Genomic DNA, 14,821 nt, shown 5'->3' on the forward strand with positions numbered 1-14,821 from the left:
TATTCCTCATAAATTATTCTAAAATAGAATAGTCTCCTATACTCACTGTTTTGAAGTTTCCGTCATAAACTGCATTATTTCCGATCATTGCATTGTCTAAGTTAGCATTTTTTATGACAGTTTTGGTCTGAACAAGACTATTTTTAATGGTGGTATTGTCTAATAAACATCCATCACCGATAGAAACATTGGGACCAACAGCCGTGTTCCTTAGAACTACATTTTCTCCTATATAACAAGGTGGTGTTATTGTTGAGTTCTCTAAAGTAACTGTCTTACTTACCAGTTCCTCTCCATCATCCTGCAAAAAACCAAGCATTCTTGAATTAGTTTCTACGGTAACATTTTTGTTTCCACAATCCATCCATTCATCTACCCGGCCAGTAACAAAAGTTTTACCATTGGCCATCATTCTTTTGATACCATCGTTGATTTGGTATTCACCACCATGAATAATGTTATTATCCAAAACATATTGCAATTCGTTCTTCAAAATAGCGACATCTTTAAAATAATAAATACCAATTACGGCAAGATCAGACACAAATTCCTGAGGTTTTTCTACCAATTCTACAATTTGTTTTTTATCATTGAGTTTTACCACTCCGTAGGCTTCTGGTTGATCAACCTGCTTTACCCAGATCACAGCATCTGCTTCTTTATCAAGGTTGAAATCTGCTCGAATGAGCGTATCTGCGTAGGCAATCACTGCAGGACCCGAAAGTGATGCTGCAGCACACATAATGGCATGACCAGTACCTAGCGGTTGGTCCTGTCTATAAATTGATGCTTTTGCACCCAAACTCTCTGCCAATTTGGTCAAGCTTGTTACCACATCATCCCCAAAATATGCAGGATCACCAAGTACGAAAGCAATTTCGTCGATAGGTTCTCCCAAAACCTTTGCGATATCAGACACCAATCGATGCACGATTGGTTTTCCTGCAACCGGAATTAAAGGTTTTGGAACAGTAAGTGTATGAGGTCTGAGTCTAGAACCTCTCCCTGCCATGGGTACGATGATTTTCATTCTCTTTTTTGTTTTTTGTTTATTTACACCTCCCTAACCCCATTTCAAAGAAATTAGGGTATTTCTATTTTATTTTATTTTCCAAAATATATCTCCTAGAAAGCAGCAACCCTCAAAGAGTTCAATTTTTAGTCTTTAGTTTATAATTTCACACTTCGGCTACAGGACTTCGATAGTACTTCGACAAGCTCAGTATAACACCTCAGTCCTCAAGCTTACTACCTAAAACCTCATACCTATTTTACTCCTGTGCTTCCAAATCCTCCTTCGCCTCTCGACGTTTCAGATAGTTCGGTTACTTCTACCCACTCTGCACGCTCATGTTTTGCAATTACCATCTGTGCCACTCGTTCTCCGTTTTCAATAGTAAAACTATCATTAGACAGGTTTACCAAAATTACACCTATTTCTCCGCGATAATCTGCATCAATAGTTCCCGGGGCATTCAATACGGTAATTCCTTTTTTCGCCGCTAGGCCACTTCTTGGTCTCACTTGTGCTTCATAGCCTACAGGGAGTTCTATAAAAAGACCTGTTTTTATAACAGCCCTCTCAAGAGGTTTTAAGGTAACAGATTCGGTAACGTTTGCTCTTAGATCCATCCCTGCCGAGGCAATGGTTTCATAATGAGGCATCTCATGAGATGATCTATTGATGATTTTTATTTTCATGTTTTTATTTATAAAAGGTCTGTCACATTGAGCCCATTGATCGAGCCTTGGATAAGTTCAATCGAAATATCCTATTCAAAATTATGATCTCTTGACTTCACTTAAGATGACAGTAAAATGTATCTATATTTTTAAAATCTGTTTTAATTCCTTTTTCTCAAAGGCGTACAAAATTACTAAAAACAGGAGTAACAACGGAATAGAAATCATATAATTACTCTCGAAGACATAAAAAGACAGTATTGAAAATACAATAGATATCGTAAGATACATTCCTATCTTTTTGAGATTATAAGGTATCGGGTAATATTTTTTTCCAAAATACCAAGACAACAGCATCATCGTGCCATATGCCGCCAATGTGGCAATGGCAGAACCTAGATAGCTGTATTTTGGAATTAACAAGAAATTAAGTGCAAGGGTTATTATAGCTCCTACTATCGAAATATAGGCGCCGAATTTAGTTTTATCAGTAATCTTGTACCAAACCGAAAGGTTATGATAAATCCCAAGGCATAGGTTGGCAAGTAGTATGATTGGAACTACCACCATGGCCTCCCAATACTCTGGACTTTTGATCATAAATTCTTTAAGTAAGTCTGAAAAAATAATGACACTCAACAAAATTAAAGATCCAAAAATCACAAAATATTTAGTAATAATTGCATACGTTTTAGGCGCATTTTTATCTGTGGCATGACTAAAAAAGAAAGGTTCTATACCCAATCTAAAAGCAGTAGCAAACAAAGTCATAAACAACGCAAGTTTATAACACGCGGCATACGCCCCCGAATCAAATAAGCCTTGCTCACCCTCTAACATCCATTCTAATAATATTTTATCAAAATGCTCATTGATCGCAAACGCTAATCCCGAAATCAAAATGGGAGACCCGTAGATCATCATTTTTTTCCATAGTTCTTTATCAAAACGATGTGAAACCCTGAAATAGAAGGGCAGCATTAATAACAAGGTTATCCCGCTGGCTGCTACTAACGACAAAAATACATATTGGATCTCAAAGTTTTCGAAGTATATTGATTGTAACCACGTTACTTTTTGCGAAAGCTCTGGTAAAAAAATCAAAAAAAACACATTGAGACCGGCATAAATTATAACATTGGCAATCTTAATAACCGAATATTTGACCGGTTTCTCATTGGCTCTCAAATCGGCAAAAGGAATAATAACCAACGCATCAAGTACCAAAATTAGAATAACATATGTTAAGAATTCCTTTTCTATACCAATAAGAGATGATATTATATCCTGACATAAAAAGGCTAAAACTCCAAAAATAAATGTGGTGATAACTATAGATATCGCGGATGTGCTTGTAACCTTATCCTTGTACTTATTTTGATTTAAAAACCTAAAAAAGGAAGTTTCCATTCCGTAGGCGAGGATAACATTAAAAACAATTATCCACGAAAACAGTATAGTTACCCGACCATAAGATACTGGCCCCTCGAGGTACTTGGTGTGAACAATAACCAACAGAAAAGACAACATACGTGGCAACACCGTTGCCAGTCCGTAAATAAAAGTCTGTTTAAATAGTTTTTGAAAAGTGCTCAATTGCTAGTGTCCTTGTCATTGTAAAAATACAATTTTTTATCACCCGGGCTAATCGATTACTATTACTCTTTTTTGATCTATTTATTTTATTGTTTTTTAGTGGTCAGATCGAAATCAGCAATAATCAATATTGGTGGACTGAAACCTTGACAAAAACATACCTTTTGTAACTTGGAATAAAACCAAAAACAAGATGAAATAATACTATCTACTCCCTCCATTTTTGCAACGACTAATTCCTTCTAGGTTCTCCCATTGCCGCACAACAAAGTGTGTCTTTTTCTACAAAAAGTTTATACCCAATAAACAATCCTTTATATCCTTCTATAAAATTAACTTTTAAAGAGTCTCCTGTGTTTGAATCACTAAGAATTTGAATTCCATGTTCTAATAAATTTTCTTCTTTTATGAAAGGTAATACACTACAAATAGAGTCTCCAGCTCCCCAAATCACTCGTTTTTCTGTCAAATCAGTGATAACATAATACGTTCTTGTGTCTCCTATCTTGGGTAATACACTATCATTCATATTGATACCGCATTTAAAGTTATTGCCAGAATTTGTAATGTTACGCGGAAAATCTCTAAAAGTGCGGTCATCATCAGAACAAGAAATTGTAACGTAAATAAGAGTAATAAAAAGCAACATCCCCTTAATTTTCATTAAAAAACCTAATTTTTTCATTTTTCAAGTATTTATACATTTTTTACTCATTTAGACTGCATTATGCCTGAAGGTTGCGCGAAAAAAGAAAGTTTTAGAATATATAAAGATAAAACCAAGAAAACCCACTTCCTTTAGTGGCAAGTGCCAATTTTATCGTATTCACAATTAAAAAAACCCATAACAAGTTTTAAGTAAAACGTACCTTGGTAACAATCTGTATTATGTGCAAGAAATATTGATGTGACACCCATTATAATTTCTTAATACTTCAGTATTCGCAGGTAGTCCCAAAGTATTGAAAGATTCGAAAAAATAACACTTTAGGTGCAATTGAAAGTACAATTTTTATCACCCAGACTAATCAACCCCTATAACTCTTTTTTTTCAGGCACATTTTCTATTTTGAAATGCCCTTCTTTACCATCTTTTGTGTAAACAATAACACACTCATTGTCTTTAAGCCTAAAAGGTATTCGTTCAATCCCAACGGGAACTGTATTTTGAAACTCTTCTTTAGGATCACTGCTCATTATCAAATCTGTTGCTTTTTTGGGGTAAACATAACTTCCAGTATACAATGATTTACCTTCTTCTTTGGTAAGCGTTATTCTTTTTTGTTTGAAGTATGCATATTTGAATGAAACCCTAGAAGTATCTTCTGTTGGGATGTATATTGTAAAACCATTATTATCTTGGGAAGTCCATTTTTGAAAATATGGCTCTTTAATTTGTATTGAAGATGTGTTTTTCATGTTTTGACTACTTGCACATTGCATAAAGGTACTACCAATCAATAATATACATATTCTAATACTTATTGTTTTAAAATTCTTCATACTAATTACTTATATTCTCATAGAAGGCAAAACCAATGCCAAACTGTTTTAATCAATTATAAAGATAGAAAAACATGATTTTACCAAAATAAAAACCTCGCAAGAAAAATTGCGAGGTTCGTAGTTTAAAAAATAATCTTTTTAGCTATTCAATGCTTCTGCACCACCTACGATCTCAAGAATCTCATTGGTAATAGCAGCTTGCCTTGCTTTGTTATATGATAGTTTAAGCGCGTCTCTCAACTCTGTAGCATTATCGGTTGCTTTATGCATGGCTGTCATACGAGCACCATGTTCTGAGGCAAACGAATCACGAATTGCCTTATACAACTGAGTTTTGAGAGATTTAGGAATTAATTGTTCTACAATTTCTTCTTTAGAAGGCTCAAAAAGATAGTCTACATTAGTAGCTGTACCTCCTTCGATCGGAACGATAGGTAAAAACTGCTCTGTAGTTACATCTTGTGTAGCTGCATTTCTAAACTTATTATAAACTATAACGATCTTATCATAAGCACCTTCTGTAAACAACTGCATTAATTCTTCAGCAATGGCAGCAACGTTTGCAAAAGTAAGATCATCAAACACTTCACTTTTGTTAGCAACCACAGTATGTGTTTTGGAAACTACATCATTTACTTTCTTACCAATGCTAACAAAATCAACTTGTTTTCCTTGATACTGATTTTGGTAAAGGTCTCTTACTGCCTTAACAATATTTGTGTTAAAAGCACCCGCCAAACCACGATTTGAAGCAATCGCTACGACCAACACCTTATTGACTTCACGTTGCTCTGCGTAGGCACTTGCGCTGTCTCCTTCTAAAGAAGCACTTAGGCTTTGCAAAAGTTCGGTAAGTTTATCTGCATATGGTCGCATAGCCGTAATAGCCATCTGTGCCTTATTCAACTTTGCAGCAGATACCATTTTCATGGCACTGGTAATTTGCATCGTTGACGACACTGATGTAATTCTACTACGTAATTCTTTTAGATTCGCCATTTTTTTTAGTATTGAGTATTGAGTAGTTAGTAGTTAGTACTTCCCTAAATCAATACTTTTTCAACATTAAACTTTATGAAATACAGAGTAATAAGATTCTACGGCTTTATACGCTGTACTCAATACTAATTCTTATACTTCGCTGAAATTTCTTTACAAGCAGCCATTAATACATCGGTTACTTCATCTGTAAGTTTTCCAGCTTTAAGAGTGTCTAAAGTATCTCTATGTTTTGCATTAAGATATTCAAGATAATCTCTTTCAAATTCTTTTACTTTATTTACAGGAACGTCTCTTAACAAGTTTTTAGAACCCGCATAAATGATCGCAATCTGATCTTCTACAGTATAAGGGTCATTTTGTGCTTGTTTAAGGATTTCAACGTTACGCTTTCCTTTTTCAATTACATTAAGGGTAGCAGCATCAAGATCAGAACCAAACTTGGCAAACGCTTCTAATTCACGAAACTGAGCCTGATCAAGTTTTAACGTACCTGCAACTTTCTTCATCGATTTAATCTGTGCAGATCCACCTACACGAGATACAGAAATACCTACGTTAATCGCTGGACGTACACCAGAGTTAAATAAGTCCGAAGTTAAGAATATCTGACCATCGGTAATCGAAATTACGTTGGTTGGAATATAAGCAGAAACGTCACCTGCTTGTGTTTCAATTATAGGAAGTGCGGTTAATGATCCGCCTCCTTTTACTTTATTTTTTAAGGAATCAGGAAGGTCGTTCATATCTTTAGCAAGAGTATCATCAGCAATTACCTTTGCAGAACGCTCTAATAGTCTTGAGTGAAGATAGAAAACGTCTCCAGGATACGCCTCACGACCTGGTGGACGACGTAATAATAACGAAACCTCACGATATGCTACTGCCTGCTTAGATAAATCATCATAAATGATTAAAGCAGGACGACCAGTATCTCTAAAGTACTCGCCAATTGCAGCACCTGCAAATGGAGCATATACCTGCATTGGAGCAGGATCAGAAGCATTAGCCGCTACGATGGTCGTATAGGCCATTGCGCCTTTATCTTCTAACACTTTGGCAATACCCGCTACCGTAGAAGCTTTTTGTCCAATTGCCACATAGATACAATATACCGGCTCACCGGCATCATAAAATTCTTTCTGATTAAGGATGGTATCTATACAAACTGTCGTTTTACCAGTCTGACGGTCACCAATGACCAACTCACGTTGTCCTCGACCAATCGGCACCATGGCATCGATTGACTTAATTCCTGTTTGAAGTGGTTCATTTACCGGCTGACGGAAAACTACCCCCGGAGCTTTACGCTCTAATGGCATTTCGAAAGTTTCACCTTCGATCGCACCTTTTCCATCTATAGGATTTCCAAGCGTTCCTACCACACGTCCTACAATTCCTTCTCCAACATTGATCGACGCAATACGTTGTGTACGTTTTACCGTCGCTCCTTCTTTTACTTCTGTAGAAGGACCTAAAAGTACTACCCCAACATTATCTTCTTCAAGGTTAAGGACGATACCTTCTAGTCCAGAATCGAACTGTACTAATTCTCCGTATTGAGCATTAGATAACCCATATACACGTGCGATACCATCACCTATCTGTAATACAGTTCCTACCTCTTCTAATGAAGCTGATGCTTCGAATCCAGATATTTGTCGTTTTAAAATTGCTGATACCTCAGCAGGATTTACTTCTGCCATTTTATAGTAATTTAGGAGAACAAGATAAAATACTTATTCCCTTATTATTAATTTATATTTAATTACTTAATTCTCTTTTTAAATTGATAAGCTTATTGGCAATACTCGCATTGTATTGCAAATCACCCACTCTTAAGATAAATCCGCCAATGATACTTTCATCAACGATATTTTCTAAAATAGCTTCGTTACCGGTTAGCTGTTTAACCTTGTCTGAAACTTTTTTACTCAATGCTTTATCCAAAGGCACTGCAGTAGTCACTTTTGCAACTTGAGTGTTATTTAATCGATCAAACAAAACAATGTATTGCTTAGCAACTTCAGCTAATAGATCAACTCTTTTATTTTGAATCAATGTATCAAATAGCTGTTGGGTAATGCTACCCGTATTCTTAAAGATCTCACGCAAAGAAGCAAGCTTTACTTCACTTTTGATCAACGGGCTATTTAATACCATTTTGAGCTCTGCACTATCCTGTACAGTAATAATAATACTTTGCATATCCTTCTGAACATCTTCAGTGGCTTTTTTGTCTTGAGCCAAACTCAAAACAGCCTTTGCATAACGTATTGCTGCTCTACTCATTCTGTGATTAGTTTAAAGTAACATCTCCCAACATAGAGTCAACCAATTCTAATTGGTCCTTTTTGTTGGCTAATTCTTTTCTAACTACTTTTTCTGCAATCTCTACAGAAAGCTCAGCTACTTGACTTTTCAATTCTGCAATTGCAGCTTTCTTTTCGCTAGCGATTGTAGCTTGTGCCTGTGCAACGATCTTATCTGCCTCTGCCTGAGCTTCTGCCTTTGCATCTGTAATAATTGTTTCTTTAAGCTGTCTAGCTTCTTTCAACATTCCATCACGCTCTGCTCTTGCTTCATTTAAGATTCGCTCATTATCTGCCTGCAGATTTTGCATTTCTTTCTTAGCTTCTTCTGCAGATTCTAATGCATTTTTAATTCCCTCTTCTCTATTGTTTAAAGAATCCAGAATTGGCTTCCAAGCATATTTTCTTAATAAGAATAATAACACCAAAAGTATTATTGCCTGCCAGAAAAATAATCCGAATGAAAAATCATTAATTAATTTATCCATTTCTTATGTACTTAAATTTTCTTTGTCTAACTATTTATTTTTTAAAATAAGCATTATCTGCAACCAACCGTTGCAGATAACACTTTAAAATTTTGCTTATTTTCCAAGGATTAAAGCAGCGAATGCTAACCCTTCTAAAAGCGCCGCAATAATAATCATCGCAGTTTGAATTTTACCAGTAGCTTCTGGTTGACGAGCGATTGCTTCCATTGCAGAGCCACCAATTTTTCCTAAACCGATACCTGCTCCGATTACGATCAAACCTGCACCTACTAAAGCTGGAATTTCCATAAAATAAATATTAAATAATTAAACAATTGTTATTAATGATGCTCGTGATCCTGAACTGCGAGCCCTATAAACAAAGCCGATAACATCGTAAAGATGAATGCTTGTAGAAAAGCTACCAGAAGTTCGATCACTGATATAAATATTGTTAATAGTAATGAAATCGGTGTCATTACATATAAATTGTCTGCCATAAAAATTAATGCAATCAAACTCATAATCACTACGTGACCCGCAGTTATGTTTGCAAAAAGACGTATTAAAAGTGCAAAAGGCTTAGTCAATGTTCCTAAGATCTCGATTGGCATTAAAACAATCTTCATAATTACCGGTACTCCAGGCATCCAGAAGATATGTTTCCAGTACTCCTTATTCGCACTAAACTGTGTAATGAAATAAGTAAACAAGGCCAAACAAACTGTTATTGCAATATTACCAGTCACGTTAACTCCTAGAGGAGTCATCCCCAATAAATTTAATATCCAGATAAAGAAAAAAACTGTAAGCAAGAAGCCCATAAACTTTCTGTGCTTTTCGTAGCCAATATTTGGAATTGCTATTTCATCACGCACATAAATTACGAGCGGCTCTAAAACTCTACCAAAACCTGTTGGCAATGCTCCTTTTTTATAAGACCTAGCTAAACCACCAAATAGCAATAACATAAGTACTCCTACAAATATCATCGTAACGACATTTTTGGTAATCGAAAAGTCTAATGGTTTTGCATTTGTAGGATGATGATCTTCGTCGTAATTGATAGTGCCTTCTGCATCTGTCTTATAAATTTTACCATGATACAGCTTATAATAATTACCATTAACCTCAGCAACAGTTTCACCATGATGAAATCTAGAAGAAGAAAAAACCTTAAGACCGTTATCCCATAGAATCACGGGAAGTGGAAAACCAACATGAGAACCAGTTTCTCCATCAGACCAAAGTGTAAAATCATGAGAATCCTGAAGGTGATGCTCTATGTATGCATCGATTTCAGATTTTGTATTTACTTTTCCACCATCATCTCCTTTTTGAGGTTCTTTAGCAAACAGATTTGCAACGTTAAAAACCAGGGTAAAAATCAATAAAATCTTAACAACAGTACGTTTTTGCATTACGTGTATAAATTCGGTTCCTAAATTTCGGTGCAAATGTACATAATTATGTTAGATTCTTAAACTATTTTAGCCAAATAAGTTATGTGTAGTTTAAAATATATTAAAATACTGTAAATCAATTATTTAATAGATTTAAGCATTTTAGAAACATAATAAACTTCTAGAATCAAACAGATACCATAAGGAATAAAGAAATCCAGAAAGACATTTTTATCGATTTCTATATTGTTAACTTTAATTAGCGCTAAAAAAATTCCTGTTTTTACAAAACTACCCACCAAAAAGATAAATCCAATCTGATCTTTGTATTTATTACTAAGTAAAATTATGGTTGTAGTAAAGAGAAAAGTAAATGACGCATTAAACAAATACGACAAATTAATAATGTTTATATTTTTACTTGAAAATACGCGATATGCAATTGTATGATGTACAAAATAACTTCCCCCGACAACAATAACAAATAGCGCAACAAACCTAATGATTTTCTGAAGCATACCTATTTTAAATATTTTGCAAAGGAAATAAATTATGCTTCAAAATCAATTGGACTTATTGATTTTGTTAAGTTGCTTGATTACAATATATAAAGAAATTGCAACTCCCAAAAGGACAAAGAGGATCGTAAACCATTTCTCTGTTAGTTCATAATAGGTGTCTAGTTTCTCCCCTACGTATGCAAACAAAAAAATGATTGCCCCCATTTCGAAAGCAATACCTGTAAGTACCGCAAATCTTCTAAGCTGACTTCCCTTGTCCTTGTGGTTGCGCTGGTTCTGGTTGTTTTGACTCACTACTGGTTGTTGGTTTGCTTAGTGATTTTACACCGCCTTTCATAGAACAAGATGCATTAAAGTTTGCTCCAGGTTCAACGGCCAATTTACCCACGGTAACTTCACCTTCGATATGTGCTGTTGGTTTTAAGGATAAGGTGTTTGAAACAACTAGGTTTCCTGAAAACTTACCTTCAAAATCTGCGTCAGAACATTCTAGAGTTCCTTGTATAAAACCAGATTTTCCTACTACTACTTTACCTGTAGTCTTAAATGTTCCTTCGATCGTTCCTTCAATTCTAAAACCTCCTTCAGCAACAATGTCACCGACCATTTTTGTTCCTTCAGAAATTTTGTTCTGATTGCGTGAAAAATCTGTCATCGGTCCTTGGTCTCTTCCTTTTTTATTATCTGAAAACATAATATATAGGGGGATTAATTAATAATTTTATTTTGTTTCTTCTGTTTCTGTTTCTGATTCTTTATCATACTCTTCAAGATTCTTATGAATCTGAAGTATTCTATAATTTGGAGATGCTATGGTAAAATATGGAACATCTACTTTTTTGTAATATTTCTTTTTTCTATTCCATCGTGTTAGATCTACACCTCTGGTATCCTCTGTTTTACCTAACGACAGTAATTCGCCTAAGCCCTCGGCTTCTAATTTATTTCTTTTAGTATGTACAACTACAAATTGCTGGTCTTTAGTATATATATCTAAAGAAACTTTCATTTTCTCATATCTTAGTTCTTTAAGAATCTCTTCTATGAGTTCTTTTAAACCAGCGGCCTGATTATCCCCAAATGTTGAAAATACATATACCAGTTTATGATTTTCGTCTTCATTAACATCAGTTAAAAATACGTTATTTTCTATCTGTGGAACAGTGACCTGATAAATGATTTGTGCTTTTTTTCCCTCTGGGCTTTGCGGATAGTTTAAGGCTACATAATTTAGTGCTTTTTTATATGCTTCAAAACCCCTATAACGGCCTATCGCTTGTGCTTTTAGCAGCTCAAATTTCGGTAAAAATTCATCGTCTCCGCCAAATTTAGTAATGAGTTCATCACTTTTTTGAATAACCTCGGCATATTTTTGATTCTGAAAATCCTTGTACAGCCTGTTGTACATTGATTCTGGACTATCTTTATCTTCTAGTTCCTGATTTGGGTTCTGAAGGATCTTAGCATACCTGGATTCTCCATGATTATTGATTATATCTTGTTTAAAAGCATTGGCCTTCGTTGAATCGCCTCGAGCAGTATAAATTTTATACAAGTTATATTTTGAAGGAACAATTAATCGCTCTTCGGGATTGTTTTGAAGCAAATTCTCAAACTTATCTATGGCCAGATCATATTCCTGGAACTTTTCTTTGTAAATAACGCCTAACTGGTAATACGCAAAGTTCCTGTCGGTATGCAAACTATCAAGTATACTTTGCTCTGTAGGGAGTAGAGCAATATAAGTTTGTGGGTCAAAAGTTGGGTCATTTTCGATAGCATATTCCTCTTCTTTTTCTTCAACCTCGGCAGAAAATACACCGGGATTTGAAATACTGGACACTCTCCAATTATCTTGCAATTCCCTATTGCCGTAGGTTCTTTTGAAAGCTGTTTTACCATAAGCCACAGTAGTCTGGTTATAGAAATAAAATTTCCCTTCTCGACCTTGACCCTGTGCCGGTGTTATTCCTCTTGATGTGCCGGGTTGCCCAAAACGTTGTTCTGCTGGTAATTGACTTTTTAATTTAGCTATTTCTTCTGCTTCCTGAGCGGCTATTGCTTTCGCCTTTATTTTCTCTGTGTATTCTGAGTAATATGCTAATTGTTCTGCCGGTGACATAGCAGCGACTTTTAAAATACTATCATTTGTTTGGGCAATACCCTCATATAGGATTACATCATCAAGATTAACGCGTTTTTTCTTAAGTACTCGATATCTCTTTGAATCAACAATCATTCTCTGTAAAGTACTATCATAATATGCGCCAGCAGTAGCATACTCCTTTCTATCAAAATTAATATCGCCAAGCGTATAATAATTTAATGATTCTAGATACTTATCATCAGAATTGGTACGTAACGATTTATTATAATATGCTACCGCCATATCGATAGAATCTAAGGTTTTAAAATATACCGCCTTTTGGTTATAAATTTTATCTAGAAAAGGCCTGTTTTCCCGATTTTCTTCAAGATCGGTAAGTAATTCGAGAAATTCTTCTTTATTACCTTTCTCATAATCGAAGTTTCGCGCTTTAGCCATCTCTGCATTGATCATATACATGCGAGGTGTTCTTCTGTTAAGCGCTATTACCTGATCAAAAGCATAATTGGCACTATCCTTATAACCCAATTGGTTCAACAATTGTCCTTTTATATAAAGATAACGACCCTTTTGCTCAAAGTTTTTGGTGTGAATTGCTGCTTTATTGATATAAGTAACGGCAGAATCTGTTTGTTTCAAGTTAATATAGGCTTGTGCCATCATTGATACAGCATCGGCATAATCCTGAGGCTTCATATACTCCTGCTCGATCATTCTTGTTAAATCCTCGATGGCCTTTTCATTATTATCAAGGCGCAGATTAGTCTTAGCCCTCCAGACCTTGGCATGATTGATCGTGTTACTTGTAGGGTATTTGTATAGTATGTAGTTAAACGCTTCTAGTGCCGGAATGAATCGTTGTTCAAAATATCTTGATTTACCCAATAACAAAAATGCTTCGTCAATTTTTGGGTTACGTTCCCTGCCATCGATCAACATGCTATGTTTTTGAATTGCTTTTACAGCTTTCTCTTCGGCTTTATCAAAATTTTGATTTAATACCTCGTTAGGAAGTCTTACATCTTCGCTAACTATCATTCTTTCTATCGGAAGTAGTTCCCAGAAGTTATCTTTATAGGATTGGATTAGTTCTTCACCGCCCGTATCAAAAGCTACGCGGCCATTGTATAAGGTATTGTTTTTGGTAGTCACATCATGCCATGCGCGATTCACGAATTTGTCTTTCTTTCGTGAACAAGCAAATCCTAACAATGCTAAAAGCAATACCAGTATGATTTGTGATACTTTTTTCCCCAAACCAGATAATTTATACGTGTGATAACTAAAAAACTTGTTTTTTAGTGTATTCTACCTTCACAAAAATAACAAGTGGATGGTAAAAATACATTTCTTTGATTAAAAAACAGGTTGTTAACACCTTTTTCTCTGTCAAATATCATTTTTATTAGATACCGGTTGAGTTATTAACGATAAAAAATTACTTTATGCAAAAGCATAATTACTAGAACATAGCGGTAAAATAAAAAATCGGTGTTTTTATCTATCGCAATGTAGATATATTTTTCAGTTATTTATTAAAGTGAGCTTCAAGTTCTTTAAGTGTTTCTTGCGATGTAGCCAGATCTTTTACCACCTCACCCTTATCCAGTACCACAATTCGCTCACATACTTCTGTAACATGCATTAAATCATGACTAGAAACTAACACTGTAACCTCTGGATCTGCAGAAAGTTCTTTGATTATCTTTTTTAATCGTATCTGAGTGGTAGGATCTAAATTGGCAAAAGGTTCATCAAGCACAATGACTTCGGGATTGCCGATAAGTGCCGCAATAATTCCTACTTTTTTTTGATTTCCTTTAGAAAGGTCTCTTAAGTATTTCTTCTGTCCTAAGATTTCGCCATGAAAAAAATCTTCAAATCCAAAAAGTAATGCATCCACATCCGCTTTGTTTTGACCACGCAGTTCGCCGATAAAATAAAAATATTCTTCGGCAGTCAAATATCCTATCAAAAAGGTTTCGTCTATAAAAGCGGCCGTAGTTGCTTTCCATGCTTCACTTTCGTGAACCTTAACACTATTATTTTCTATATAACCAGAAGTGGGCTGTATCAAGTCTAATAAAGCACTAAACAAGGTGGTTTTTCCTGCACCGTTATTACCAACCAAGCCAAAACTATTCCCTTTTTGAATTTCGAGATGCCCTATATTCAACACTGTTTTTCCTGAATAGGTTTTAATAAGATTATGTATTGCTATCAT

Annotated in this window: 16 protein-coding genes; all 16 read right to left on the minus strand. The window is 35.1% G+C overall.

Annotated elements, in window-relative coordinates; translation table 11 throughout:
* Positions 1-13: 13 nt before the first annotated feature.
* On the minus strand, positions 14-1,030 hold the full coding sequence (locus ACFSJT_RS05270; RefSeq protein ID WP_378319172.1) for a sugar phosphate nucleotidyltransferase: 1,017 nt from the start codon (positions 1,028-1,030) through the stop codon (positions 14-16).
* A gap of 236 nt (positions 1,031-1,266) precedes the next feature.
* The gene (gene dut / locus ACFSJT_RS05275) at positions 1,267-1,701 is read right to left on the minus strand and encodes a dUTP diphosphatase (RefSeq protein ID WP_378319173.1); all 435 of its coding nucleotides are present in this window, start codon (positions 1,699-1,701) and stop codon (positions 1,267-1,269) included.
* 123 nt (positions 1,702-1,824) lie between these two features.
* Positions 1,825-3,279 carry a lipopolysaccharide biosynthesis protein gene (locus ACFSJT_RS05280; RefSeq protein WP_378319174.1) on the minus strand — a complete coding sequence of 485 codons (1,455 nt, stop codon included), beginning with the start codon at positions 3,277-3,279 and terminating at the stop codon, positions 1,825-1,827.
* Between the two features lie 232 nt (positions 3,280-3,511).
* Positions 3,512-3,964 (minus strand): hypothetical protein, encoded by a 453-nt coding sequence (locus ACFSJT_RS05285; RefSeq protein ID WP_378319175.1) that lies wholly within the window; start codon positions 3,962-3,964, stop codon positions 3,512-3,514.
* Between the two features lie 350 nt (positions 3,965-4,314).
* Positions 4,315-4,698 (minus strand): hypothetical protein, encoded by a 384-nt coding sequence (locus ACFSJT_RS05290; RefSeq protein WP_378319176.1) that lies wholly within the window; start codon positions 4,696-4,698, stop codon positions 4,315-4,317.
* 225 nt (positions 4,699-4,923) lie between these two features.
* Entirely contained in the window at positions 4,924-5,784 is an 861-nt protein-coding gene (atpG, locus tag ACFSJT_RS05295; protein ID WP_378319177.1) for an ATP synthase F1 subunit gamma, read from the minus strand.
* 125 nt (positions 5,785-5,909) lie between these two features.
* Positions 5,910-7,490, minus strand: a complete 1,581-nt coding sequence (gene atpA / locus ACFSJT_RS05300) for a F0F1 ATP synthase subunit alpha (RefSeq protein WP_378319178.1) — start codon at positions 7,488-7,490, stop codon at positions 5,910-5,912.
* A gap of 58 nt (positions 7,491-7,548) precedes the next feature.
* Positions 7,549-8,076, minus strand: a complete 528-nt coding sequence (atpH, locus tag ACFSJT_RS05305; RefSeq protein ID WP_378319179.1) for an ATP synthase F1 subunit delta — start codon at positions 8,074-8,076, stop codon at positions 7,549-7,551.
* Positions 8,077-8,083: 7 nt separating this feature from the next.
* Entirely contained in the window at positions 8,084-8,584 is a 501-nt protein-coding gene (locus ACFSJT_RS05310) for a F0F1 ATP synthase subunit B (protein ID WP_378319180.1), read from the minus strand.
* Positions 8,585-8,680: 96 nt separating this feature from the next.
* Positions 8,681-8,875, minus strand: coding sequence for an ATP synthase F0 subunit C (atpE, locus tag ACFSJT_RS05315; RefSeq protein ID WP_210198273.1), 195 nt, complete (start codon positions 8,873-8,875; stop codon positions 8,681-8,683).
* Positions 8,876-8,907: 32 nt separating this feature from the next.
* Positions 8,908-9,987, minus strand: coding sequence for a F0F1 ATP synthase subunit A (gene atpB, locus ACFSJT_RS05320; RefSeq protein ID WP_378319181.1), 1,080 nt, complete (start codon positions 9,985-9,987; stop codon positions 8,908-8,910).
* A gap of 122 nt (positions 9,988-10,109) precedes the next feature.
* Positions 10,110-10,487 carry a hypothetical protein gene (locus ACFSJT_RS05325; RefSeq protein ID WP_378319182.1) on the minus strand — a complete coding sequence of 126 codons (378 nt, stop codon included), beginning with the start codon at positions 10,485-10,487 and terminating at the stop codon, positions 10,110-10,112.
* Positions 10,488-10,532: 45 nt separating this feature from the next.
* Positions 10,533-10,784 carry an AtpZ/AtpI family protein gene (locus ACFSJT_RS05330; protein ID WP_378319183.1) on the minus strand — a complete coding sequence of 84 codons (252 nt, stop codon included), beginning with the start codon at positions 10,782-10,784 and terminating at the stop codon, positions 10,533-10,535.
* On the minus strand, positions 10,729-11,184 hold the full coding sequence (locus ACFSJT_RS05335; RefSeq protein ID WP_378319184.1) for a bactofilin family protein: 456 nt from the start codon (positions 11,182-11,184) through the stop codon (positions 10,729-10,731). Before ACFSJT_RS05335 ends, ACFSJT_RS05330 begins: the two co-directional genes overlap by 56 nt.
* A gap of 27 nt (positions 11,185-11,211) precedes the next feature.
* Entirely contained in the window at positions 11,212-13,854 is a 2,643-nt protein-coding gene (gene porW / locus ACFSJT_RS05340) for a type IX secretion system periplasmic lipoprotein PorW/SprE (protein ID WP_378319185.1), read from the minus strand.
* Positions 13,855-14,125: 271 nt separating this feature from the next.
* Positions 14,126-14,821: an ABC transporter ATP-binding protein gene (locus ACFSJT_RS05345; protein ID WP_378319186.1), complete on the minus strand. Its 696-nt coding sequence runs from the start codon at positions 14,819-14,821 to the stop codon at positions 14,126-14,128.

The organism is Aquimarina celericrescens, assembly GCF_042682765.1.
GTDB classification, from domain to species: Bacteria; Bacteroidota; Bacteroidia; order Flavobacteriales; family Flavobacteriaceae; genus Aquimarina; species Aquimarina celericrescens.